The 24,990-nt window shown below is 74.1% G+C and carries 16 protein-coding genes; 2 read left to right on the forward strand and 14 right to left on the reverse strand.

Features of this window, described 5'->3' with window-relative positions:
• Positions 1–171: 171 nt before the first annotated feature.
• Positions 172–3,033 (reverse strand): vitamin B12-dependent ribonucleotide reductase, encoded by a 2,862-nt coding sequence (locus ACZ4M8_RS28720; protein WP_467612542.1) that lies wholly within the window; start codon positions 3,031–3,033, stop codon positions 172–174.
• 120 nt (positions 3,034–3,153) lie between these two features.
• Positions 3,154–3,681: a transcriptional regulator NrdR gene (gene nrdR, locus ACZ4M8_RS28725; RefSeq protein WP_467612545.1), complete on the reverse strand. Its 528-nt coding sequence runs from the start codon at positions 3,679–3,681 to the stop codon at positions 3,154–3,156.
• 682 nt (positions 3,682–4,363) lie between these two features.
• On the opposite strand from nrdR, the gene lexA reads away from it, so the two are divergent.
• Complete coding sequence (gene lexA, locus ACZ4M8_RS28730; protein ID WP_399084827.1) at positions 4,364–5,164, forward strand: transcriptional repressor LexA; 801 nt, start codon at positions 4,364–4,366, stop codon at positions 5,162–5,164.
• Between the two features lie 83 nt (positions 5,165–5,247).
• Here lexA and ACZ4M8_RS28735 read toward each other — a convergent pair whose 3' ends face one another.
• The 5 genes from ACZ4M8_RS28735 to ACZ4M8_RS28755 all read right to left on the reverse strand — a co-directional run bounded on the left by ACZ4M8_RS28735 (position 5,248) and on the right by ACZ4M8_RS28755 (position 13,677).
• Positions 5,248–7,224: an ATP-dependent DNA helicase gene (locus ACZ4M8_RS28735; protein WP_467612548.1), complete on the reverse strand. Its 1,977-nt coding sequence runs from the start codon at positions 7,222–7,224 to the stop codon at positions 5,248–5,250.
• Between the two features lie 41 nt (positions 7,225–7,265).
• Positions 7,266–9,272, reverse strand: coding sequence for an IucA/IucC family protein (locus ACZ4M8_RS28740; protein WP_467612551.1), 2,007 nt, complete (start codon positions 9,270–9,272; stop codon positions 7,266–7,268).
• A 281-nt stretch (positions 9,273–9,553) separates the two neighbouring features.
• Positions 9,554–10,222, reverse strand: a complete 669-nt coding sequence (locus tag ACZ4M8_RS28745; RefSeq protein WP_467612554.1) for a GNAT family N-acetyltransferase — start codon at positions 10,220–10,222, stop codon at positions 9,554–9,556.
• Positions 10,223–10,375: 153 nt separating this feature from the next.
• Positions 10,376–12,295, reverse strand: a complete 1,920-nt coding sequence (locus tag ACZ4M8_RS28750; protein WP_467612557.1) for an IucA/IucC family protein — start codon at positions 12,293–12,295, stop codon at positions 10,376–10,378.
• Positions 12,296–12,306: 11 nt separating this feature from the next.
• Entirely contained in the window at positions 12,307–13,677 is a 1,371-nt protein-coding gene (locus tag ACZ4M8_RS28755) for a diaminobutyrate--2-oxoglutarate transaminase family protein (protein WP_467612560.1), read from the reverse strand.
• Between the two features lie 268 nt (positions 13,678–13,945).
• Here ACZ4M8_RS28755 and ACZ4M8_RS28760 point away from each other — a divergent pair, with 268 nt between their 5' ends.
• Entirely contained in the window at positions 13,946–15,166 is a 1,221-nt protein-coding gene (locus ACZ4M8_RS28760; protein WP_467612563.1) for a trypsin-like serine peptidase, read from the forward strand.
• A gap of 74 nt (positions 15,167–15,240) precedes the next feature.
• Here ACZ4M8_RS28760 and hflX read toward each other — a convergent pair whose 3' ends face one another.
• The 7 genes from hflX to ACZ4M8_RS28795 form a co-directional block, all read right to left on the reverse strand.
• Positions 15,241–16,728 (reverse strand): GTPase HflX, encoded by a 1,488-nt coding sequence (hflX, locus tag ACZ4M8_RS28765; protein ID WP_467612566.1) that lies wholly within the window; start codon positions 16,726–16,728, stop codon positions 15,241–15,243.
• Between the two features lie 361 nt (positions 16,729–17,089).
• Entirely contained in the window at positions 17,090–18,616 is a 1,527-nt protein-coding gene (locus tag ACZ4M8_RS28770; RefSeq protein WP_467612569.1) for a M1 family metallopeptidase, read from the reverse strand.
• Between the two features lie 229 nt (positions 18,617–18,845).
• A complete protein-coding gene (locus ACZ4M8_RS28775; RefSeq protein ID WP_467612572.1) occupies positions 18,846–21,224 on the reverse strand; it encodes a RelA/SpoT family protein in 2,379 nt (792 codons plus the stop codon).
• Positions 21,225–21,414: 190 nt separating this feature from the next.
• Entirely contained in the window at positions 21,415–22,287 is an 873-nt protein-coding gene (dapF, locus tag ACZ4M8_RS28780) for a diaminopimelate epimerase (RefSeq protein WP_467612575.1), read from the reverse strand.
• Positions 22,288–22,441: 154 nt separating this feature from the next.
• Entirely contained in the window at positions 22,442–23,017 is a 576-nt protein-coding gene (locus ACZ4M8_RS28785) for a hypothetical protein (protein ID WP_467612695.1), read from the reverse strand.
• A 107-nt stretch (positions 23,018–23,124) separates the two neighbouring features.
• On the reverse strand, positions 23,125–24,063 hold the full coding sequence (gene miaA, locus ACZ4M8_RS28790; protein ID WP_467612578.1) for a tRNA (adenosine(37)-N6)-dimethylallyltransferase MiaA: 939 nt from the start codon (positions 24,061–24,063) through the stop codon (positions 23,125–23,127).
• Positions 24,064–24,152: 89 nt separating this feature from the next.
• Entirely contained in the window at positions 24,153–24,866 is a 714-nt protein-coding gene (locus tag ACZ4M8_RS28795; protein ID WP_467612581.1) for a class III extradiol dioxygenase subunit B-like domain-containing protein, read from the reverse strand.
• Positions 24,867–24,990 lie beyond the last annotated feature (124 nt).

Raw genomic sequence — 24,990 nt, forward strand, 5'->3', positions numbered from 1 at the left:
GGGTCGTTGCCGCTGACGAGCAGACCGAGCAGTCACACCGGCGCCCCGGCGGCATCGCGCCGCAGGCCGCAGCCGTACCGGCCGTACCGGCGCGACGCACGGGTGGGGTGCCGACGCCACCGTCGACACCCCACCTGAACAGCTAATTCACGCCCGCCGCGGGCTCAGCGGTCAGCTGCAACCGCTGGTCGAACCGCAGCCCTCGCAGAGGTAGCAGCTGCCCGCGCGCTGCATCTTCGTCCCGCAGGAGAAGCAGAGCGGAGCGTCGGCGTTGATGCCGAGCTGCATCTCGACCAGTTCGGCGTTGGTGTGCGCCTGCTTCTTCGGGGCCGGAGCCTCGGCCTCCGCGGCGGGGGCCGGCGCGGGCGCGCCGGTCTGCAGCGGCGCGGACTGCGCCAGGCCCTCGACGTCGACGTCCTCGGACGGCTCGTAGGAGCCGGTGTCCAGGTGGCGCTGCCGCTCCTCGACGGAGTGGATGCCGAGCGCGGAGCGGGTCTCGAAGGGCAGGAAGTCCAGCGCCAGACGGCGGAAGATGTAGTCGACGATCGACTGCGCCATCCGCACGTCCGGGTCGTCCGTCATACCGGCGGGCTCGAAGCGCATGTTGGTGAACTTCGAGACGTAGGTCTCCAGCGGCACGCCGTACTGGAGGCCCACCGAGACGGCGATGGAGAAGGCGTCCATCATGCCCGCGAGGGTCGAACCCTGCTTGGACATCTTCAGGAAGACCTCGCCCAGACCGTCGTCCGGGTAGGAGTTGGCGGTCATGTAGCCCTCGGCGCCGCCCACCGTGAAGGAGGTGGTGATGCCGGGGCGGCCCTTGGGGAGGCGCTTGCGGACGGGGCGGTACTCGACGACCTTCTCCGCGACCGGCTCAGCCTTCTTCTCCTCCTCCTTCTTCTTGGCGGAGAGCGGCTGGCCGACCTTGCAGTTGTCGCGGTAGATCGCGAGCGCCTTCAGGCCGAGCTTCCAGCCCTCGAAGTAGACCTCCTCGACCTCCTCGACGGTGGCCGTCTCGGGCAGGTTGACGGTCTTGGAGATCGCACCCGACAGGAAGGGCTGCGCCGCGGCCATCATGCGGACGTGGCCCATGGCCGAGATCGAGCGGGCGCCCATGGCGCAGTCGAAGACCTCGTAGTGCTCCTGCTTCAGGCCCGGGGCGTCGATGACATTGCCGTGCTCGGCGATGTGGGCGACGATCGCCTCGACCTGCTCGGGCTGGTAGCCGAGCCGCTTGAGCGCCTTGGGGACCGTGTTGTTCACGATCTGCATGGAGCCGCCGCCGACCAGCTTCTTGAACTTGACCAGGGCGAGGTCCGGCTCGACGCCCGTGGTGTCGCAGTCCATCATCAGGCCGATGGTGCCGGTCGGCGCGAGAACGGACGCCTGCGCGTTGCGGAAACCGTTCTTCGCACCCAGCCGCAGCACGTCCTGCCACGCCTCGGTCGCCGCGGCCCACACCGGGGTGTCCAGGTCGTCCATGCGCGTGGCGGCGCCGTTGGCGTCGGAGTGCTGCTTCATGACGCGCTTGTGGGCGTCGGCGTTGCGGGCGTAGCCGTCGTACGGGCCGACGACCGCGGCCAGCTCGGCGGAGCGCTTGTACGACGTACCGGTCATCAGCGAGGTGATGGCGCCGGCGAGCGCGCGGCCGCCGTCGGAGTCGTAGGCGTGGCCGGTGGCCATCAGCAGGGCGCCGAGGTTGGCGTAGCCGATGCCCAGCTGGCGGAAGGCGCGGGTGGTCTCGCCGATCTTCTCGGTCGGGAAGTCGGCGAAGCAGATGGAGATGTCCATCGCCGTGATGACCAGCTCGACGACCTTGGCGAAGCGCTCGGCGTCGAACGACTGGTTGCCCTGGTCGTCGTCGCGCAGGAACTTCATGAGGTTGAGCGAGGCGAGGTTGCACGAGGAGTTGTCCAGGTGCATGTACTCGCTGCACGGGTTCGAGGCGGTGATCCGGCCCGACTCCGGCGAGGTGTGCCAGTGGTTGATGGTGTCGTCGTACTGGATGCCGGGGTCGGCGCAGGCCCAGGCGGCCTCGGCCATCTTGCGGAAGAGGCCCTTGGCGTCGACCTCCTCGATGACCTCACCGTTCATCCGGCCGCGCAGCCCGAACTTCGAGCCGGACTCGACCGCCTTCATGAACTCGTCGTTGACGCGGACGGAGTTGTTGGCGTTCTGGTACTGGACGGAGGTGATGTCGTCGCCGCCCAGGTCCATGTCGAAGCCGGCGTCGCGCAGCGCGCGGACCTTCTCCTCCTCCTTGACCTTGGTCTCGATGAACGCCTCGACGTCGGGGTGGTCGACGTCGAGCACGACCATCTTGGCGGCGCGGCGGGTGGCGCCGCCCGACTTGATCGTTCCGGCGGACGCGTCGGCGCCGCGCATGAAGGAGACCGGGCCGGAGGCGTTGCCGCCGGAGGAGAGCAGCTCCTTGGAGGAGCGGATGCGGGAGAGGTTCAGGCCCGCGCCGGAACCGCCCTTGAAGATCATCCCCTCTTCCTTGTACCAGTCGAGGATCGACTCCATGGAGTCGTCGACGGAGAGGATGAAGCAGGCGCTGACCTGCTGCGGCTGCTGGGTGCCGACGTTGAACCACACCGGCGAGTTGAAGCTGAAGATCTGGTGGAGCAGGGCGTACGCCAGCTCGTGCTCGAAGATCTCGGCGTCCGCCGGGGAGGCGAAGTAGCCGTTCTCCTCACCGGACTTGCGGTACGTCGTGACCACGCGGTCGATCAGCTGCCGCAGGCTCGACTCGCGGGTCGGCGAGCCCACCGCACCACGGAAGTACTTGCTGGTGACGATGTTGACCGCGTTCACCGACCAGAAGTCGGGGAACTCGACGCCACGCTGCTCGAAGTTGACCGAGCCGTCGCGCCAGTTGGTCATGACGACGTCACGGCGCGCCCACTCCACCTCGTCGTACGGGTGCACGCCGGGGGTGGTGTGGATGCGCTCGATGCGCAGACCCTTGCTCGCCTTGCTGCCGCCCTTGGCGCGGGAGCCGCGTGCCGGGCCGCTCGTCGTCTCTGTCATTCCGCCTCCCTGTACGGGCAAAAACGCCCATATGTGCGCACTTCTTCCCGTGGCACGGTGTCTGTCGTTCTGCAACCGGAGCGCCTGCACGCGCCCCGGTCAGGTGTGATCGCGCCGCGCTCAGTCGGCGGCGGTGGCGGGCTCGGGAACGGACGCGGCGTCGCCGCCGCACGTCCCGCACTCCCGCTCGGGCGGGCCCTGCTCGCGCTGCTCACGCAGCTCGGCGATGGCCGCCTCGAAGTCTTCCAGCGAGTCGAAGGCCCGGTACACGGACGCGAAACGCAGGTACGCGACGAGGTCGAGTTCCCGCAGCGGTCCCAGTATGGCGAGCCCGACATCATGGGTGGACAGCTCGGCGCTGCCGGTGGCGCGCACCGCCTCCTCGACCCGCTGGCCGAGCTTGGCGAGGGCGTCCTCGGTGACCGGCCGCCCCTGGCACGCCTTGCGCACGCCCGCGATGACCTTGGTACGGCTGAAGGGCTCGGTGACCCCGCTCCGCTTGATCACCGTCAGGGACGCCGTCTCGATGGTGGTGAAACGGCGGGAGCAGTCGGGGCACTGACGACGGCGGCGGATCGATGTGCCGTCGTCGGTGGTGCGACTGTCGACGACCCTGCTGTCCGAGTGCCTGCAGAAGGGGCAGTACATGGCTCCACCCTCCTCATCTCGGAACTGCGCGGACGTACGCCACCGGAATCCGCGTACGGCTGATCGGCCCCACGGGGGCCCTTGCCGGACCCTCGGAGCAGTCACCAGCATAGGCGATCCGGGAGGGCCCACCGGACCAGGCACCACAACTTATAGGTGGCGAACGCCATCCAAGCACTAGATGTGGTGTCGGGTCGCACATAACCGCCTACCGCGTGTCGCGGTGGAGGCAGGCCGTCGGGGTCACCCACGAGCGTACGGGAAGCCTCCCGCGCAGCGGGCCGCAGGGGCCGGGACGGCAGATCCCGCACACCGCGACGAAGGGGCGGACCCGGCCTCGGGCGAGCGCTCCCCGCCCCTTCCGGACCCGTCGTGGATGCCTGGCGGCCGAAGGGGATAATACGGAGCGAAGCGGCATCAGGAGTCCGCCCCGGGAGCCGTCGGCCGCTCCTCCTCCCGGCGCGGCTTCCCCTCGTCCCGGTTTCCGGGTGCGACGGGTCGCGCGGGGCGCGGAGCGGGTCGCACGGCGGGCCCGAATCGCCGTTCGGAGCTACAGCCCATACACCAGACATGCGAGCGAGTCAGCAGATTCGAAGATTTTCACTCGAACGTGTGTTTGGCGCAACCTTTCGAAAGCAACTACCGTTGGCTAGCTAGGGAGCACATTCCGAGAGGGGCCGACGTGACCACCACCGCAGACAGCGCGACCATCACCGCACAGAGCCACTCCCAGAGCCGGTTCGAACACCCTCAAGTGGCACGGAGCACACCGATGGACGATGCCGCGCCGGACTCTGCGGAGCAGAAGCCCACCCGCGCCCTGCCCGGGAGGCCACCGGGCATCCGGGCCGACAGCTCGGGGCTGACCGATCGCCAGCGCCGGGTGATCGAGGTCATCCGGGACTCCGTCCAGCGCCGCGGCTACCCGCCGTCGATGCGGGAGATCGGCCAGGCCGTCGGGCTCTCCAGCACCTCGTCCGTCGCCCACCAGCTCATGGCCCTGGAGCGCAAGGGCTTCCTCCGGCGCGACCCGCACCGCCCCCGGGCGTACGAGGTCCGCGGCTCCGACCAGGCCAGCAGCGCGGCCACCGAGACGGCGGGCAAGCCCGCGGCCTCCTACGTCCCGCTCGTCGGGCGGATCGCCGCCGGTGGCCCGATCCTCGCCGAGGAGTCCGTCGAGGACGTCTTCCCGCTCCCCCGGCAGCTGGTCGGCGACGGTGAGCTGTTCGTCCTCAAGGTCGTCGGTGACTCCATGATCGAGGCGGCGATCTGCGACGGCGACTGGGTCACCGTCCGCCGCCAGCCCGTCGCGGAGAACGGCGACATCGTCGCCGCGATGCTGGACGGCGAGGCCACCGTCAAGCGCTTCAAGCGCGAGGACGGCCATGTGTGGCTGCTGCCGCACAACGCCGCTTACCAGCCGATCCCCGGCGACGAGGCCACCATCCTCGGCAAGGTGGTGGCGGTCCTGCGGCGGGTCTGACCTCGCCCCCACGAGCGAGCCCCGGGACCACTGCGCCGGTTCCGGGGCTCTGCGCTGCCCGGCGGGGATCCCGCCGGGCAGCGTCACGCGCCGCTCTCCGCCTCCCGGGCCGCCGCATCGATCGCCGCGAGCGACCGGCGGACCTGATTGCGGTCGGTGGTGTACCAGAAGTCCGGCATCGACTTCCGCAGGAACGAGCCGTACCGGGCCCGCTCCAGCCGGGGGTCGAGGACGGCGACGACGCCGCGGTCCCCCGTCGCCCGCACCAGCCGCCCGGCGCCCTGAGCCATCAGCAGCGCGGCGTGCGTCGCCGCCACCGCCATGAAGCCGTTGCCGCCGGCCTCCTCCACCGCCTTCTGCCGGGCGCTCATCAGCGGATCGTCCGGACGCGGGAACGGCACCCGGTCCATCACCACGAGCTGGCAGTTCGGTCCCGGCACATCCACGCCCTGCCACAGCGACAACGTGCCGAACAGGCAGGTCCGGGCGTCCGCCGCGAACGTACGGATCAGCTCGCCCAAGGTCTCCTCGCCCTGGAGGAGCACCGGCATGTCGAGCCGGCCGCGCATCGCCTCGGCCGCCGCCTGGGCCCCCCGCATCGACGAGAACAGGCCCAGCGTCCGCCCGCCGGCCGCTTCGATCAGCTCCGCCAGCTCGTCGAGCATGTCGTCCCGGCTGCCCTCCCGGCCCGGCTGGGCGAGGTGCTTGGCGACGTAGAGGATGCCCTGCTTGCCGTAGTCGAAGGGGGAGCCGACGTCCAGGCCCTTCCAGACCGGGGCGTCGTCCTCCCGCGCGCCCTCCGGGGAGAGGCCCAGGGAAGCGCCGACGCCGTTGAAGTCGCCGCCGAGCTTCAGGGTGGCGGACGTCAGGACCACCGAACGGTCCGCGAACAGCTTCTCGCGCAGCAGCCCGGAGACCGACAGCGGCGCCACCCGCAGCGAGGCGCCGAACCGGTCGTGCCGCTCGTACCAGACCACGTCGTACTCGGAGCCGCCCGCGATGCGCTCGGCGACGGCGTGGACGTTCTCCACCGCGGCGAGGGCCTGCTTGCGGACCGCGTCCTCGTCCTGGACGTTCTTGTCGCGGGTCGACCCGAGCGCGGAGATCACCGTGCGGGCGGCGTCCCGGAGCGCCATCAGGCAGTAGCCGAGGTCCTCCGGGATCTCCTCCAGGCGGCCGGGCAGGGCCAGCTCCATCAGCCGCTCGAACGTCTCGGCCGCCGTCTGGAGCTGGTCGGCGGCCTTGTCGTTGACGAGCTTGGCGGCCCGGCGGACGGCGCGGTTGACCTGCCCCGGGGTCAGCTCGCCGGTGGCGACACCGGTGACCCGGGAGACCAGCTCATGGGCCTCGTCGATGATCAGGACGTCGTGCTCCGGGAGGACCGGCGCGCCCTCGATCGCGTCGATGGCCAGCAGGGCGTGGTTGGTGATCACGACATCGGCGGTCTTGGCGCGCTCCCGGGCGGCCTCGGCGAAGCACTCCGCGCCGTACGCGCACTTCGAGGCGGAGAGGCACTCCCGGGAGGAGACCGAGACCTGGCCCCAGGCGCGGTCGGAGACGCCGGGGGTCAGGTCGTCGCGGTCACCGGTCTCCGTCTCGTCCGCCCAGTCGCGCAGCCGCAGCAGGTCCTTGCCGAGCTTGCTGGTGGGCGTCGCCGCCTCGAACGGGTCGAAGAGCCCCTCCTCCTCTTCCTGCGGCACGCCCTCGTGGAGGCGGTGCAGGCAGAGGTAGTTGGAGCGGCCCTTGAGCATGGCGAAGTCGGGGCGGCGGCGCAGCTGCGGATGGAGCGCGTCGACGGTGCGTGGCAGGTCCCGCTCGACGAGCTGCCGCTGGAGCGCGAGGGTGGCCGTGGCGACGACCACGCGGTCACCGTGGGCCAGCGCCGGCACCAGATAGCCGAGGGACTTTCCGGTGCCGGTGCCGGCCTGGACCAGCAGATGCGACTGGTCGTGCACGGCCTCGGCGACGGCCTCGGCCATCGCCACCTGGCCGGGCCGCTCGGTGCCGCCCACGGCGGCGACGGCGGCGTGCAGCAGATCGTTGAGGGAGGGCTTCGTCATAGCGTGGCAAGCCTACGCGGGACCACTGACAGCCCGCCCCGTCATGGCGCGTGCAACGGGTTGGGGACGGTGCCGTGGACCGTGGCGTGCGGGCGTTCGGCGCGGTCGCGGTAGCCGTCGGTGTGCAGCCGGTTGCGGTTCAGGCACAGCCGCTCGATCCGTGGGGTGAGCAGGTCGAAGAGGGCGTGGCGCTCCTTGAGGGCGGGGAAACGTTCGTGGTGGCGCAGGATCTCCGCCCGGACGAGGGACCAGAATTCCCGTTCGGGAACACCCAGCTGCTCCTCGCAGAGCGGCGCGAGGTACCGGAAGACGCCGACGAACAGACCGGAGTGGATGAACTGTGTGAGGAACGCCGGCGGCTCGGTCAGCAGCACCGCGCGGACCTCGTCCGGCATCGCCGCGTGCTCGGGCAGCGGGGTGGCGCTGATGTTGACGTCGTCGACGAAATCCTTGACGGCGAGCCGGACGGGCACGTCACCGTCGTCGAAGACCACGATGGCGTTCTCGCCGTGCGGGGAGAAGACCGTGCCGTAGCGGTAGAGGAAGTGCAGCAGCGGCGGCAGCAGCGCGGCGAAGAGACGGCGCAGCCAGACCCGCGGCGGCAGGCCGGAGCGGCGGATCAGTTCGGCGGTCAGGGCGCGGCCGTGCGGATCGGTCTGGAGCAGTGAGGCGAGGGTGCGGGCGCGTTCACCGGGGTCGAGGTGGCGGGTGAGCGGCTCGCGCCAGATGCAGCCGAGCAGCTCCTTGTACTGGTAGGGGACGCCGGGCAGCCGGTCGTAGAGCGGGTGGCGGACGGTGACGGAGGCGGTCTCGCCGAGGAGGATCACCCGCGTTTCGTCGCGCAGATACGGGTCGTTGTCGCGCAGTTGCTGGACCCAGCCGGTGACGGCGGGGGCGGCGGCGGTGCGTTCGGTGGGCAGTCCGCGCCAGACGAGGGTGTTGAGGATCGACAGCGGGAGCTTGACGGTGCGGGCGCGTGGGCGGCTGAGGTTGAGGAAGGTACGGATCGACTGCTGCGGCAGGCGGAGGTCGTTGTCAGTGGGCAGCGCGATGATGGATCTGTCGGCGAGCTGCGGGCCGAAGAGCGGGGCGACGGTCTCGTCCCACTGCCATGGGTGGACGGGGAGATAGAGGTAGTCGGCGGGGTCGCGGCCCTCGGCGGCGACGGCGGCGGCGAAGCGGTCGCGGACGGCGGGGGTCAGCTCCTCGCCGTAGAGAAGATCGGGGGTGGCGAGTGCGGGGACGGCGCGGTAGCGGGCGAGGTCGCGGTGGGCGGCGAGCCACGGCAGGCGGTGCGGGGTGCGGGCTTCGGGGGCCCACTCCGCGGCGTCCCGGGCGGAGAAGCCGAGCCGGCCCTTGTTGGCGACGAGCCAGGGGTGGCCGCTCTGGTGGCCTTCCAGGGAGGCGTAGTCCAGGTCGGCGAGGGCTCCGGCGTCGAGAGCGGTGGCGTCCAGCCGGACGTCGGCGGCGAGAGTGGCGGTCAGCTCCCGCAGCAGGTGCCCGGTGGTGTCGCCGGGCAGGTCCAGGACGGTGTCGTGGGCGCGGGCGAGGAAGCGCAGCGGATCGGCGTCCGGAGTGATCGAGTCGGGGTCGACCCGCCAGTGGCCGTACGCGCCGCGGCGGGCGGTGAAGCGGTAGACGAGATCGTCGGCCACGCGGAGCCGGTAGCGGGCGGGGGCGGCGCCGGGGACGGGTGTGCCGGGCGTTCCGGCGGGGGCGTCGCCGGACGCGGGCTCGGTGACCGCCATGCCATCGGTCACCGGCGCGGTCCCGGCGCCCGGTACGACGCCGGGCGCGGGTGTTCCAGACGTTGCGGGCGTTCCGGCGGGGGCGGCGCCGTCGGGGGCCGGTGCGGCGGCGTCGGCCGGGGCGCCGTCGCCGGGCGCGGCCGCGGGCTCCGGATCGGGTTCCGGGCGGATGATCTCCTCGTAGGCGAATTCCGCCAGGGTCTTGGCGAGCAGGCGGCGCGCGGCGCGCTGCCAGAGGTGCGGGGCGGGCCCGGCCCCGTCGGCGGTACGGGGTGCGGTGGGCCGGTGTTCAACGGTCACGGCGGGACTCCTCGTTGTGGGACCGCACCGGCACGGCGGGGACAGCCGGCGGTCACCGGGTGAAAGGGGGTCGGTCAGGGGCGGCGCTTTTCCTTCGGAGGGGCGGTGGCTCGGGCGGGTGCCGGGCCGCGGGGCGGCCGGGCGGTCGGAGGGGTGGACGCGGGCGGACGGTCGGAAGGACGGTGGTCCGGGCGGGCGCGGGACCGACAGGACGGGTGGGGGCCACAGGAGCGGCGGGCGGTCCGGACAGCGGTGCGGGGCCGTCGGGTGACGGGCCAGGGTCAGTGCGGGTCGCGGTCGCGGATCATCAACGCGGCGCGTTTGCCGGGGAGTTCGATCTCGCCGTCGTACCGGAATCCGGCGGCGCGGAAGGCGGCGACGGAGGGGGTGTTGCGGACGTCCGGTTCGGCGACGACGCGGGTGCAGCGCGGGCGGTGGGCGAGGACGAGGGCGGCGACGGCCCGCAGCAGGGCCGAGCCGAGGCCGCGCCCCCGGTGGTCCGCGCCGAGGAGGAGGTGCACGCCGGTGTCGTGCGGACGGGCCGGGTAGTGACGGGCGAGCGGGTCGAGGTCGGCGCGGTAGATCTCCCAGTAGCTCATCGGAACGCCCGCCAGAACGCCGAGACAGGGGACGCTGCGGCCGTCACCGGTGAGTTGGGGGCGCAGATGGGCCGCGGTGGTCGCGGGCGGACCGGCGAGTTCCCAGAAAGCCGCGACCGCCGGATCGTTCATCCACGCCGTGAGGCGGGCGAGATCGGCGACAGGATCGACGGGCACGAGGGCGAACGGACCGGCGTCGGTGACGGTCGGCGGCCAGTGGGCCGGACCGTCGAGGAGCGGGCCGGCGGCGGGACCCGCGTGCTGCGGGGGCTGCGGGCCGGACGGTGGCCGCGGACCGCCGGGCAGCGCGCGGACATCCGTGGTGCCGGGGCCGGATTCGGTGGATGGCACGGCGGCGCTCTCCTCTCGTGGCCCCGGGGACGCGGATCGGCGCGTACCCGGGGCGGCCGGCGGGGCGGTCGGCGGGGTACGCCGCGCCCCGGGGTGCGCAGGTTGCTTGCGGTGGACGGGCCGGGGCGGGGTCCGCGGCGTCGCGGACCCCGCTCAGGGGAGCAGCGGGTTGGGCAGGGCGACGTAGACGGACTGGGTGTCGACGGGACCGACGAGTTCGTCGAGACCGTGCAGGCGGGTGGCGAGGTTGGCCTTGCAGCGCAGGGTGCGGGTGGTCAGCAACAGCTCCGGCAGACGGGAGCGGTGGGCGGCCGGAGCGGTGGCGGCGTCGGTGAGGAAGCGGCGGAAGGCGGCGAGCAGGACCTCCTCGCGGACCAGGCGCTCGGCGCCGAACGCCCCGATGAGGCCGAGGACGTTGTTGATGGCGAGGTAGTAGGCGAAGCGTTCGTCGGTGACGTCGTCGGGGACGAAGGTGTCGCTGGCCTCGCCGAGACCGGGCAGGCGGGCGGTGAGCTCGTCCCGCCGCGAGGTGCGGAAGTAGTAGCCCTGGTTGTCGCGGTAGCGGCCGCCCGCGGGCCAGCCGTCGGCGTCGAGGAGGACCAGGGTGTTCTGCTGATGGGCCTCCAGGGCGACGCCCGCGGTGCCGTCGAGCCACAGCACCGGCCGGACGACGGCTTCGAGGTAGCGCAGGAACCATTCGGTGGCGACGGCGGCGGGGGTGCGGCCGGTCCGCGCGCCGAGGGCGGTGACGACGACGGCGAGACGCGAGCGCATCGCGGGACGCCCCGGCCACGGGCGGGGCGAGGTGAGCCCGGCCAGGCACACCGCGTCGTCGCCGGGGCGGAAGGGCTGGTGGCGGATGACGGCGTCCAGGCCCTGGACGGGGGTGCCGTCCGGCCCGTCGACGGCGAGGTAGGCGGGGTCGCGGATGATGTCGAACCCGGGGTGGGCGGCCTGCCAGTCGGCGGCGAGACCGGTGCGCAGCAGCCGGTGCATCTCGACGCCGCGGAGCAGTTCCTTGCGGAGGTTCTCCCGGCGGGAGTTGGTGATCCGCAGCCCGAGGGAGAGCTTGAGCATCGCGTCGGCGCCGGGGCGGCAGACGGTACGGACCGATGAGGTCGGGTACCAGAGCGGCCCTCCCGGCCCGAGGTCGGTGAGCACCCCGGAGCCGAGGAGGGCGGCGACCTCGGGCCGGGCGGCGAGGTCGCGGGCCTGCCAGGGGTGGAGCGGCAGCGGGACGGTGCCGGCGGGCGGGGTCGGGGCGCCTGCGGCGAGGGCGTGCGCGAGCCGGTCGGCGGGGACGGTCCGGCCGCGTTCGGTCCAGGCGGAGTCGGCAGCGAGGGCCGAGGGGCGGACGGCCATCCAGTGCAGGGGGAAGCCGCCGCGCAACTCGGGTGCGTAGGCGTGGTGTTCGGCGTCGGTGAGGCCCTCACGGCTCTTGGGGGTGGGGTGGAGCGGGTGGCCGAGGAGGAGGGACTGCTCACCGTCGAGGAAGCGGAGGTGCCCGGTGTCGGCGGGGCGGGCGCGGCGGTCGGCGAGGAAGAGCGCGGTGGTGCGGACGGAGGAGGCGACCCGGCCGACGAGGTCGGCGCCGTCGCCGCAGGCGGTGTCGGCGCCGGTCCGGGCCGCGCCGTGGGCGGCCTCCCGGCGCAGCAGTGCGGCGAGGGTGACCGCGTCGAGCGGGGCGGCGCCGTCCGGGGCGCCCTCCAGGGCGGGGGCGCCGAGGCGGTGCAGACCGGTGGGTGACCAGTAGCGGACGGGGATCTGCAGGGCGGTGGCGCTGGCGGGCAGCGGGAGGCGGAGCCGGCCGCCCGCCGGGCGGTGGCCGCCGCTCTCCCTCAGCCAGCAGCGCAGCAGGTTCTCGACGGCGGCGGCGTCGGCGGCGCGGGCGGGGTCGGGGTGGTCGAGGGGGTCGGGCTCCGCGGGCAGGGCGTGCGGCGCGGCGCCCGGCAGGTCGGGGTCGGCGGCGCGGCGGCGCGGCTGGCGCGGGACGCCGGGGCCGAGGGTGTCCGTGCCGGGGCGGGCGGGGCGCTCGGGGGCCTGCGTCCCGTCGGTGGCGGTGCGTTCGTTCATGGGGAGGGGCCTCACAGGGTGGTGGGGGTCGGGCCGGCGGTGGGGCGGGTCGCCGCGGCGAGGGCGTCGGCGAGGCGGTCGAGGATCGCTTCGGCCTGTTCGTCGGTGAGGGTCAGGGGCGGCAGCAGCCGGATGACGGACCGGTGGCGGCCGCCCAGTTCGACGATGAGGCCGCGGTCCAGGCAGGCGCGTTGGACAGCGGTGGCGAGGCCGGGGGCCGCGGGCAGGTCGCCGGCGGGACCCGTCTCGCCCTCCGGGTCGACGAGTTCCACGCCGAGCATCAGGCCACGGCCGCGGACGTCGCCGATACAGGGGTGGCCGACGGCGAGCGCCTGGAGGCGGGTGAGCATCCGGGCGCCGAGGGCGGCGGCGTGCCGGTCCAGGCCGCTCTCGCGGACGTGGGCGAGGGTGGCGCGCCCGGCGGCCATCGCGAGTTGGTTGCCGCGGAAGGTGCCGGCGTGCGCGCCGGGCGGCCAGGTGTCCAGCTCCTCGCGGTAGACGATCACGGCGAGCGGCAGACTGCCGCCGATCGCCTTCGACAGGACGAGGACGTCAGGGACGATGCCGCTGTGTTCGATGGCCCAGAAGGCGCCGGTGCGGCCGACGCCGGTCTGGATCTCGTCGACGATCAGGGGCACGCCGCGGGCCGCGGTGATCTCCCGGATCCGGCGCAGCCAGGCGTCCGGGGCGGGAATCACGCCGCCCTCGCCCTGGACCGGTTCGACGATCAGCCCCGCCGGCTCGGGCACCCCGCTCCCGGGGTCGTCGAGCAGCGACCGGGTCCAGCGGGCGGCGAGTTCGGCGCCGCGCGCACCGCCGGTGCCGAACGGGCAGCGGTAGTCGTACGGGTACGGCAGCCGGGTCACGGTGGTGTGCCGGGCGCTGCCGGACGCGGCGAGGGCTCCGGTCGTCATGCCGTGGTAGGCGCCGGAGAAGGCCATCAGCCCGTCCCGGCCGGTGGCCGTGCGCACGAGGGTGAGGGCGGCCTCGACGGCGTCCGTCCCGGCCGGTCCGCAGAACTGGATCCGCGCGTTTTCGGCCAACTCGGCGGGCAGAGTGGCGAACAGCTCCGTGACGAAGGCGTCCTTGACCGGCGTGGCGAGGTCGAGGACGTGCAGCGGGGCGCCGGAGTCGAGGACGGCGCGGACGGCTTCGAGGACGACGGGGTGGTTGTGCCCCAGGGCGAGGGTCCCGGCGCCCGAGAGGCAGTCGAGGTAGCGGCGGCCGTCGGCCCCTTCGACGGTGAGCCCGCGGGCGCGCACCGGCACGATCGGCAGGGAGCGCGCATAGGTGCGGGCCGCGGATTCCCGCTGGGCCTGCCGTCGCAGGATCCCCTCGTGTCCCGGCGGCGACGCCGTCGGTACGGATTCGGTCAACGCCACGTCGGTCGTGTCCTCCGGATGAAGAGCTGCGGCGCACGGGCCCGGCGGGCGGCCCGGCGTTCCCCCGTACGTACCAACGACGGTCCGGGCGCGGGATCACGGTCGGGGGAGAGATCCTTAACCAGCCGGGAACCGGGGGCCCGGCTAACGCCGTCCCTCCCGGCACCGGCATAGTGGGGGCTTGCGTCCGGCGACTTGGGGTTCATGACAAGAACCGCGGCGGGCGTGCCGTACCAGCTCAGTCCGATGTCTCAGGGGGAGTTCACCCATGCGTTCCATACGTCCGCCGGCCCGCCGCGCCGCCTCGCGCGCGCGCCGTTCCCCGGTTCTGGCCGCCGCGCTGACCGCTGTCGTGGCACTGACCGCGACCGCCTGCGGGCCCGGTGGCGACGCCGACGCCAAGACCGGCGCCTCCGCGGAGCAGGAGGCCCCCGGCGGCACCGAGATCAAGATTCCGCAGGACATCCGGGAGAAGCTGAAGGAACGCGGCATCGACCTGGACCGGTGGAAGGACGGCGAGTGGAAGAACTGGGACCGCGACAAGTGGCTCCGTGAGGCCGGGGAATTCATCAACCCGATCATCAAGGACTTCTGGAACCCGGACAAGATCGAGAAGGTCAAGCCGCCGCAGGACCCGAGCAAGCCCGAGGACATCTCCGAGGACCAGGGCAAGACCGACCCGGAGCCCGTCGCCGTCCCTGCGCGGCCGGTGCGGACGCCGTACACCTCCACCGCGCCCGGTGTGGGTCTGCTGCTCTTCAGCACGCCCGAGGGCGAGTCGCGCTGTTCGGCCACCGTCGTCAAGGACCCGGCGCACCCCGGCAGGTCCAACCTGGTGTGGACGGCCGCGCACTGTGTGCACGCCGGTAAGAACGGCGGTTGGTACCGCAACATGATGTTCGTGCCGAACTTCAACCGGAACGGTGTGTCCGCCGCCGGGATGAAGTCCGCGCCGTTCGAGGACCGCGTCCCGGCCGGTAAGTGGTGGGCCGACGACATGGCCACCTCCAGCGAGTGGATCAAGGACGGCGGCGCGGTGCCGGGTGTGCCGATGGCGCCGTACGACTTCGCGCTGATGCACGTCAAGCCGGAGCAGAGCACGGGCGGCAAGTCGCTGGAGGAGATGGCCGGCGGTGCGTACACGGTCAACTTCAACGCGCCCGCGATGAGCAAGATCCCGAGCCTGACCGCGCAGGGTTACCCGGCCGAGGCGCCGTTCGACGGAGCGCTCCAGGAGCAGTGCACCGACAAGCCGACCCGGCTGTCGATGGACGCGGTCAAGCCCACCATGTACCGCATCGGCTGCACCATGACCGGTGGTTCCTCCGGTGGTCCCTGGTTCGTGAAGGGCGCCGACGGCAAGCCGGAGCTGATCTCCAACATGTCGATGGGGCCGCGTCCGGCCCGCTGGTCCGCCGGCCCGCACCTGGGCCCCGAGGCGCGGAACATGTTCAACGCGATGAGCAAGCGCTGGGCCGCCAAGGGCTGATCCGCCCCTGACGTACGGGAAGGGCCGCTCCCCCGAGGGGGAGCGGCCCTTCTGCTGTGCCGTGTCCGCGCCGGTCAGGCGGCGGGGACGAACGGCTGGAGCTCGGCGGCGAGTTCCTGGTGGACCCGGGCCCTGAGGACCGTGCCGTCCGCGGTGTGCTCCTCGGAGAGGACCTCGCCCTCCGCATGGGCGCGGGAGACCAGCTTCCCCTGGGTGTAGGGGACCAGCGCCTCGATCTCGACCTCGGGGCGCGGCAGCTCCTCGTCGAGCAGCTCCAGCAGCTCGGCCATGCCCTGGCCGGTCCGCGCGGAGACCACGAGGGCGTGCTTCTCCTGGCGCAGCAGCCGCTGGAGAACCAGCGGGTCGGCGGCGTCCGCCTTGTTGACGACGACGATCTCGGGGACGTCGCCCGCGCCGACGTCGCGGAAGACCTCGCGGACGGCGGCGAGCTGCTCCTCGGGCGCCGGGTGCGAGCCGTCGACGACGTGCAGGATCAGGTCGGAGTCGCCGACCTCCTCCATCGTGGAACGGAACGCCTCGACGAGGTGGTGCGGCAGGTGGCGGACGAAGCCGACGGTGTCGGCGAGGGTGTAGAGCCGCCCGCTGGGCGTCTCGGCGCGGCGGACGGTCGGGTCCAGGGTGGCGAACAGGGCGTTCTCCACCAGGACACCGGCGCCGGTGAGGCGGTTGAGCAGCGAGGACTTACCGGCGTTGGTGTAACCGGCGATGGCGACCGAGGGGATCTTGTTGCGCCGGCGTTCCTGGCGCTTGATGTCCCGGCCGGTCTTCATCTCCGCGAGCTCCCGGCGCATCTTCGCCATCTTCTCGCGGATCCGGCGCCGGTCCGTCTCGATCTTCGTCTCACCGGGGCCACGGGTGGCCATACCGCCGCCCGCGGATCCGGAGCCACCGCCACCCATCTGCCGGGACAGCGACTGACCCCAGCCGCGCAGCCGCGGCAGCATGTACTGCATCTGCGCCAGCGAGACCTGCGCCTTGCCCTCCCGGGACTTGGCGTGCTGGGCGAAGATGTCGAGGATCAGCGCGGTGCGGTCGACGACCTTGACCTTGACGACGTCTTCCAGGTGGATCAGCTGGCCCGGCGAGAGCTCACCGTCGCAGACCACCGTGTCGGCGCCGGATTCGAGGACGATGTCGCGCAGCTCCAGGGCCTTGCCGGAGCCGATGTAGGTGGCCGGGTCGGGCTTGTCGCGGCGCTGGATGACGCCGTCGAGCACCAGGGCACCGGCCGTCTCGGCGAGTGCGGCCAGCTCGGCGAGGGAGTTCTCCGCGTCGCTCGCGGTGCCGGAGGTCCAGACACCGACGAGCACGACGCGCTCCAGACGGAGCTGGCGGTACTCGACCTCGGTGACGTCCTCGAGCTCGGTGGAGAGTCCGGCGACGCGGCGCAGCGCGGCACGCTCCGACCTGTCGTACTGCTCGCCGTCACGGGCCTCGTCGATCGACTGACTCCAGGCGACGTCCTCTTCCATCAGGGCGTCGGCCCGAAGGCTCTCGGGGAGGCGCTGGCGGTCCGCGGGAAGGGAAGAGGAGGAGGTCATTTGATCCTTTGTGTCGATGGGAGGTCCTACGGGGGGCCGGTCGGCCGCGCTGGGACCGTCGGTGGTGACAACGTCCGGGCCGCGCCGGAGATTCCCGGCCGCCGGAGTCGACCCGTCGATGGTCGCACGGGCGGTGGGGACCGTCACGCGAGTTTCCCGGTGTTTCCACCGATTCCCGGCGGACGGACGCGCCCGTGGCACGGGGGCACGGCCGGGCCGGCCGGACGGACACGGCACCGTGGCGGGCCGTACGGCACGGCGCCCCGCACGGGGCACCGGCCCGCCCCGTGCCCCGTGCGGGCCCGCCCCGTGCCCCGTGCGGGCCCGCCCCGTGCGCCGGGCGCGGGGCGGGCCCGCGCGTTCACTTCGGGCGACGGGAGGTCCACCCCGGGTGGCCGGGCATCGGCGGGGTCTTCGCGTCGTACAGCCAGGCGTGCAGGAAGGCGGAGAGGTCGCGGCCGGAGACGGCGGAGGCGAGGGCGGTGAAGTCGGCGGTGGAGGCGTTGCCGTCGCGGTGGCGGGCGACCCAGGCGCGCTCCAGGCGGTCGAAGGCGGCCGGGCCGATCTTCTGGCGCAGCGCGTACAGGACGAGGGCGCTGCCGTCGTAGACGACGGGGCGGAAGATGCTGATCTTCTGCCCCGGGACGGGCCGCTTCGGGGCGGCGGGCGGTCCGCCGTCGGTCCGCCAGCCGTCCGACTCGGTGTAGGCGCGACGCATCCGCTCCTCCAGGGAGGCGCGCTTCTTGCCTCCCTTCTCCTCGGCGTAGAGCGCCTCGTACCAGGTGGCGTGGGCCTCGTTGAGCCAGAGGTCGGACCAGCGGCGGGGGCTGACACTGTCGCCGAACCACTGGTGGGCCAGTTCGTGCACCATCACCGACTCGACGTACCAGGAGGGCAGGCGATCCTCGGTGAAGAGGCCCTTCTCGAAGAGGGAGAGGGTCTGGGTCTCCAGCTCGAATCCCGTGCGGGTGTCGGCGATGAGCAGCCCGTAGAGCGGGAACGGGAAGCGGCCGACCCGGCGCTCCATCCAGGCGATCTGGCCCGGGGTGCGGTCGAGCCAGGGCTCCATGGCGGTGCGGGCGGCGGCGGGCACCACGTCGCGCACCGGCAGGCCGTGCGGTCCCCGGCGGGTGCGGACGGCGGACTTCCCGAAGGAGACCTGGGTCAGTTCGGTGGCGACCGGGTGGACGGAGCGGAAGGTGCGGGTGGGGCGGGGCCCGTCGTCGCCGCCCGGTACGGGCACACCGCCGGCGACCGCCGTGACGCCCCGGGGCGCGGTGAGGCGGAAGGTGACGTACGCCTTGTCGGAGGGGTGGTCGTTGCAGGGGAACACCCGGTGGGCGGCGTCTGCCTGGTTGGCCATGGCGAGGCCGTCGGGGGTGCGGATCCAGCCGCCGTCGGCGCCGCCCCGGGGGTCGCTGGTGTGGCGGACGACGATCCGCAGCGGCGCCCCGGCGGGCACCGGGACGGCGGGGGTGATCACGATGTCCTCGCCCCGGCGGACGGAACCGGCGGGCAGTCCGCCGACGGTGACGGAGGCGACGGTGCCGCGGGCGAAGTCGAGGTTGAAGTGGTCGAGCGCCGTGGTGGCGCGGGCGGTGATCGTGGTGACGGCGGCCAGCGGCCGGTCGTTGCGGCCGCTGTAGTCGAGGGCGATGTCGTACCCGAGGACGTCGTAGCCGGGGTTGCCGAGCCGGGGGAAGAGCCGGTCGCCGATGCCCACGGGGCCGGGCGCGGACGGCGCGGCGGCGCCCAGGACGGCGACGGCCGCCAGGGCGAGGGCGGTGGCGCGGCGGGCGGCGGGACGCGGCACGGCGCCCCGGGGGCGCGGACGCGGCCCGGAACGCGCGGGGGACGGAAGGCGCCGGAGATACGGGGGAAGCAGCATGGGCTACGGCTACCAGCGCCGCCCGCCGCTCCGCTGACGGCTCTCCACCACGGCACCCGAACGGGCGGCGCGCGGCGGGCCGTGGCCCGTATACGCGGGCGCGGGGCGGGGGTGTGTTCGGTGGGCGGCGTGCCCCGGTCACCGGTGCGGGCACCGGGCGCGTCCGGTGGCGGGCGCGCCCGGCCGTTACGGCTCCGCGGGCCCGGCGCGGCAGCGCGGCCCGGGAGCGTCAGGGGCGCGGTGCCCCGGTGCGACGGGGCTTGACCGCCCGGGTGACGTCGTAGACGCCCGGCACCTGGCGCATGGCGCGCAGCAGGGCGGGCAGCGCGGCGGCGTCGGGCAGCCGGAGCGTGTAGGTGTGGCGGACGCGCTGCTCGTAGGGGGGCTCGACGGCGGCGGAGACGACGGCGGCGCCCTGGACGGCGATGGCCTCGGTGAGGTCGGCGAGGAGATGGGGGCGGCTGAACGCCTCGGCGCGGAGCGTGACCCGGCAGCCGTGCCCGGCCGGTCCGGAGCCGTGCCAGCGCACCCCGACCGGCTTCCGCCCGGTGGCGGCCATCCGGGCCACGACGGGGCACAGGGCGCGGTGCACGGTGACGTTGCCGCCCCGTACGGCGAATCCGGTGACGGCGTCGGGCGGTACCGGCGTACAGCACCCGGCGAGGCGGACGGCGGCGTCGGGCAGCCCGTCGACGGCGAGGGCCTCGGGCACCGGACCGGGGCCGTCGTCCTCGGGGGCGCCGGGCCCGGACGCCTCCTCCGGAGCGGCGGGGCCGGTGGTTCCGGCCGAGGCGCGGGAGGCGGGGCCGGTGGCCGGGCGGCGCGGGGCCCCGGCGGCGGGGCGGTCGCCGGGGGCGCCCGCCGCGGCCTCCCGCGCCCCGTCCCCGCCCGTCCTCGGGCCGACCGGGGACGGCGCCTCCGCGGGGGGAACCGCGCCGTCCGAGGGTGTGGGAGCAGCCGGGGCACCCGCCCCGTCGCCCGGTGCCGGCTCCGGGGGCGCGCCGCGCTCGGCCAGCCAGCGGCCGATGGCGAGGCGGGCGGCGGGGGTGCGGGTGTGGTCGAGCCATTCCGGGGACGGTCCGGCGGCGGCGTCGGGCGCCATCAGCAGGTGGAGGCCGTCGCCGTCGCGCAGCACGGTGGAGAGGGGCACCAGGCGGCCGTTGACCCGGGCGCCGATACAGCGGTGCGCGTCCTCGCCGTGCAGGGCGTACGCACCGTCCACACAGCTCGATCCGGCGGGCAGGCCGATCGGCCGGGCGCCCGCGGCGCGGCCCGGCCGATCGGTGTCCGCGGCGCAGAAGACGGTGATCTCCCGGTCCTGGGCGAGATCGTCGCGGAGCGAGGACCAGAAGGTGTCCGAGTCGGGGGTGGCGCTCTGCCACTCCAGCAGGCGGGAGAGCCACCCGGGGCGCGTCGGGTCGGCCCGCTCGCCGTCCTGCGCGTCCGCACCGGCCGCCGGGGCGTACGGGTTGCCCAGGGCGATCACCCCGGCCTCCGCGACGCGGTGCATCTGGTGGGTGCGGATCAACGTTTCGGCGATCTCCCCCGCCTCGCCCGCGACGGCAGTGTGCAGTGACTGGTAGAGGTTGAACTTGGGAGCGGCGATGAAGTCCTTGAACTCCGAGACGACGGGCGTGAAGCAGGTGTGCAGCTCCCCCAGGACGGCGTAGCAGTCGGCGTCCTCGGGGACGAGCACCAGGATCCGCCCGAGGTCGGCGCCGGTCAGCTCACCGCGGGCGCGCCGCACCCGGTGCACGGAGACGAGGTGGCGGGGGCGCAGCCGGACCTCCGCGTCGATACCGGCGTCGGCCAGGACCGTACGCATCCGGCCGGCGAGCGCGGCGAGCGGATCGGGGCGGTCGGCGTGCGCGCGCAGCAGGCGGCGGGTGGCGGCGTACTCCTCGGGGTGCAGGATCGCGAAGACCAGGTCCTCCAGCTCGCTCTTGAGGGCCTGGACGCCGAGGCGTTCGGCGAGCGGGATGAGGACGTCGCGGGTGACCTTGGCGATCCGGACCTGTTTCTCGGGGCGCATCACGCCGAGGGTGCGCATGTTGTGCAGCCGGTCGGCGAGTTTGATCGACATCACGCGGACGTCGTGGCCGGTGGCGACGAGCATCTTGCGGAAGGTCTCCGGTTCGGCGGCGGCGCCGTAGTCGACCTTCTCCAGCTTGGTGACACCGTCGACGAGATAGCGGACCTCGGCGCCGAACTCCGCCCGCACCTGGTCGAGCGTCACCTCGGTGTCCTCGACGGTGTCGTGGAGCAGCGAGGCGGTCAACGTCGTGGTTTCCGCGCCGAGTTCGGCGAGGATGAGGGTCACCGCGAGCGGGTGGGTGATGTAGGGTTCGCCGCTTTTCCGCATCTGGCCGCGGTGCGAGGACTCCGCCAGCGTGTACGCCTTGGCGAGGATGGCGAGATCGGCGTCCGGATGGTGACCGCGGTGGACCTTGGCGACGTGTTCCAGCGCGTCGGGCAGACCGCCGCGCGGCGCCGGGCCGAGCAGCGCGGCCCGGCCGATGCGGCGCAGTCCGCGCAGCGCGGGACGGGGCAGGCCACGGCGGCTCCGGGCCGTGTCCGGGTTTCCAGGGTTCGTGGCCTCTGCGCTCATGGGCACCTCCGGCAGCGAGTCGACCGGCGGTCTGGCGCCGTCGGTTGAGCGGCCGGGCCGGTGATTGATGCTACCGAGCCCACCACGCGCCGTTGCCCGCCCCCTCCCCCCTACGAAACGGATCACCCGTTCGAGCGAACTTCCCGGGGGCGCCCGTGTCTTGGGAGGGCGGCGGTGCGGCGGCGTACGGTCAGGCGGTTTCCCCGGCGAGCCACGCGGGGTCGAGGGTCCCCTCGGCGACGATCACGGCGGGCCCGGTCATCTCCACCGTGCCGTCGGGCAGTTCGGTGATCTCCAGGGTGCCGCCGAGGACGTCGACGGTGTACGTGACGGGGGTGCCGGTCAGCGCCGGGTCGACGCCGTCGCGGCGGGCGGTGGCGACGGCCACGGCGCACGCACCGGTGCCGCAGGAGCGGGTCTCGCCGGAGCCGCGCTCGTGCACCCGCATGGCGACGTGGCGCGGTCCGCGGTCGGCGACGAACTCGACGTTGACGCCCTCCGGGTAGACCGCGGCGGGCGCGACACCGGGTGCGTCGAGGAGGCTTCCGGCGTGCGCCAGGTCCTCGACGAACGCGACGGCGTGCGGGTTGCCCATGCTGACGTTCCGGGACGGCCAGGTGCGCTCGCCCACGGTGATGTCGGCCGCGCCCTCGGACAGCTCGGCGCGCCCCATGCCGACGGTGACGTCACCGGTCTTGGCGAGGTGCACCCGGCGGACCCCCGCGCGGGTGGCGACGGCGAGGTCACCGGCCTCGGCCAGTCCGGCGTGGAGGAGGTAGCGGGCGAAGACCCGGACGCCGTTGCCGCACATCTCGGCGACCGAACCGTCACCGTTGCGGTAGTCCATGAACCACTCGGCGTCACCGGCCATCGCCCGTGCCTCGGGGTGGGCGGCGGACCGCACGACGCGCAGCACGCCGTCCGCGCCGATCCCGGCGCGCCGGTCGCAGATCCGGGCGACCTCGGCGGCGGTCAGGTCGAGCCGGCCGTCCGGGTCCGGAACGATCACGAAGTCGTTCTCGGTGCCGTGGCCCTTGAGGAAGTCGATACGCGCGGTGCTCACCCCTGAATCGTACGGGCCGCAGGGACGTTCCGGCACGCGGGGCGCCACGGCGGCACGGGGCCGAGCGGGGCGCGGGCGGACCGGCGGAGGCGGGGCGCACGGGCGGGACGCCCGCCCGTGGCGCGGCGGACGGGCGGGGCCGGGCGGCGCGGGCTCAGCGGAGGCGGGTGACGCGCCAGATGGCGAGGGCGGCGGGGACGACCACCACGGCGGTGTAGGCGAGGACCACCCGCCAGCTCGCGCGGCGGCCGGAGCCGCGGGTGGGGAGTCCGGGCCAGGTGTGGCCGACGCGGCGGGCCGCCATCATGCCCCAGCCCGCGGCGCAGCAGCACAGCAGCAGCCCGAGCATGGCGATGGGGGCGCCGCCGTCGCCGCCGAACTCGAAGGCGAGGGGGAAGGCGAACATCAGCGAGCCCACGGCGGCGAGCGCCACGACCGGCGCCAGCTGCCACAGCCGCAGCCGCCGCGGCGGACGCAGCTCCCGGAACGACTCACCGCCCTCGGCGGCCGGCTCCTCGGCGTCGGGCCCGTCGGAACCGTCCAGCGCGGGGCTCCGCGGGGCCTGGAGAGCGGTGCCGTCCGGCTCCGGCAGGTCGTCGGCGCGCTCGTCGGGGACGGCGTACGGAGCGGCGTCCCGGGGGTGCGGCGCGGGGGCTTGTGGATCGCGCGGCGCCGTGCCGGTGCCGTTCCGGTCCGGCTGCTGCGCTCCGTCACGAGGGCCGGCCTCCATTGCCACGCGCCCTCCCCACTGCTGACTGCACGCTCGATCGACGGTTGATGATGACACGCGCTCCGGGGCCCCGATGACGGGCGGAGCGTCCCGATGCCATGACGTGATCAGGCTGTGACCGGTCGTTCGACGAGGGAAAGCGCGTGCCGCGGCAGTTCCGCGCGGTCGACCTCGGCGCCGCTGAGCCAGTGGACCCGGGGGTCGCGGCGGAACCACGCGTCCTGCCGCCGGGCGAACCGCTTCGTGGCCCGTACGGTCTCCTCGCGTGCTTCCGCTTCCGTGCACTCCCCGGCGAGGTGGGCGAGGACCTGCTGGTAGCCGAGGGCGCGGGAGGCGGTGCGGCCCTCGCGCAGTCCGACGGCCTCCAGAGCGCGTACCTCGGCGACGAGTCCGTCCTCCCACATGCGGTCGACACGGCGGGCGATGCGGTCGTTCAGCTCCGGCCGCCCGACACCGACGCCGATCTGGAGGGTGTCGTAGACGGCGTCGTGACCGGGGAGGTTGGCGGTGAAGGGGCGGCCGGTGATCTCGATGACCTCCAGGGCGCGCACGATGCGGCGGCCGTTGCCGGGCAGGATCGCGCGGGCGGCCTCCGGGTCGGCGGCGGCGAGCCGGGCGTGCAGGGCGCCGCTGCCCAGCTCGGCCAGCTCGGCCTCCAGGCGGGCGCGGACCTCCGGGTCGGTGCCGGGGAACTCCAGGGCGTCGAGGGCGCCGCGTACGTAGAGCCCGGAGCCGCCGACGAGGACGGGGGTGCGGCCCTCGGCGAGCAGCCGGTCGATCTCGGCACGGGCCAGGCGCTGGTACTCGGCGACGTTGGCGGCGCGGGTGACGTCCCAGATGTCGAGGAGGTGGTGCGGGACGCCCTGCCGCTCCGCCTCCGTGAGCTTGGCGGTGCCGATGTCCATACCGCGGTAGAGCTGCATGGAATCGGCGTTGATCACCTCGCCGCCCAGGTGCGCGGCGAGCGCGACCCCCAGATCGGACTTCCCGGCCGCGGTGGGCCCGACGACGGCGATGACCCGCGGAGCGGGGACTGCGGTGTTCACGGAGCCAGTCTCCCAAACCTCGCCGGTGGACGGGGCCCGGGGCCGGTCCGCACGGGGCGGACCGGGGACGGCGTCCGGCGGGGCGCCCCCTATCGCCAGTCGGCCACGAAGTACCCGACCCCGTACGGCGCCTCGTCGTGGCGGAGCGTGCCGCGGAGCGGGGTGCTCGCGCGGGCGGCGCCGGTGAGGAGTTGCCAGGGGGCGCGGCCGGTCACCTTCAGGGAGGCGGCCTCCTCGGGGTCGAGGGCGGCGAGGGCCTCGGTGTCGGCGTCGCCCAGGGCGCGGGCGAGGGCGGCGTCGTGGTCCGCGGCGCGGGGGTCGAGGTAGCCGGGGGCCTTGACCGTGCGGCAGGCGCTGCCGTCGCCCATGACCAGGAGCGCCACCCGGGGGGCGGACGCGGCCAGCTCGCGGCCCGCCTCCAGGCAGTCCCCGGGGGCGAGCGCGGTGTCCACGCCCAGGCCGGTCACGGGGGCGCCGACGGGGGCGGCGTGGGCGAGCAGCCAGGCGCCGACGGCGAGCGAGGGCGGCAGCGGGCGCCCGGCCGGGTGCGGCGCGGTGCCCAGGGCGACGTCGAGGTCCACGCCGAAGCCACGGAACGAGCCGGTGGCGCCCTGCGGGTACGGGCCCTGTCCGGCCGGGTCGGTGGGGCCGACGACGACCAGCCGGTCGGGGCGGGCGGCGGCGAGGGCGCCGACGGCCTCCCGGCAGGCGGCGCGGAGCGGGTCCAGCTCACCGGCGGCGCCGGCGGCGACCTCGGGGACGAGCAGGGGCGGGCACGGGCACAGGGCGGCGGCTACGAGCATGGCAGGCAGCGTAGCCCGCAGGGGGGACGGCACCCAGCCGGACCGCGGTCCTCGGTCTTTCCCGCCGCGGGACGCGTGTCCGGCCGGGGCGGGGCCGCCGTGGGCCGCGCGTCCGGGTGGGGCG

The sequence above is a fragment of the Streptomyces sp. NPDC027185 genome, from assembly GCF_055567035.1.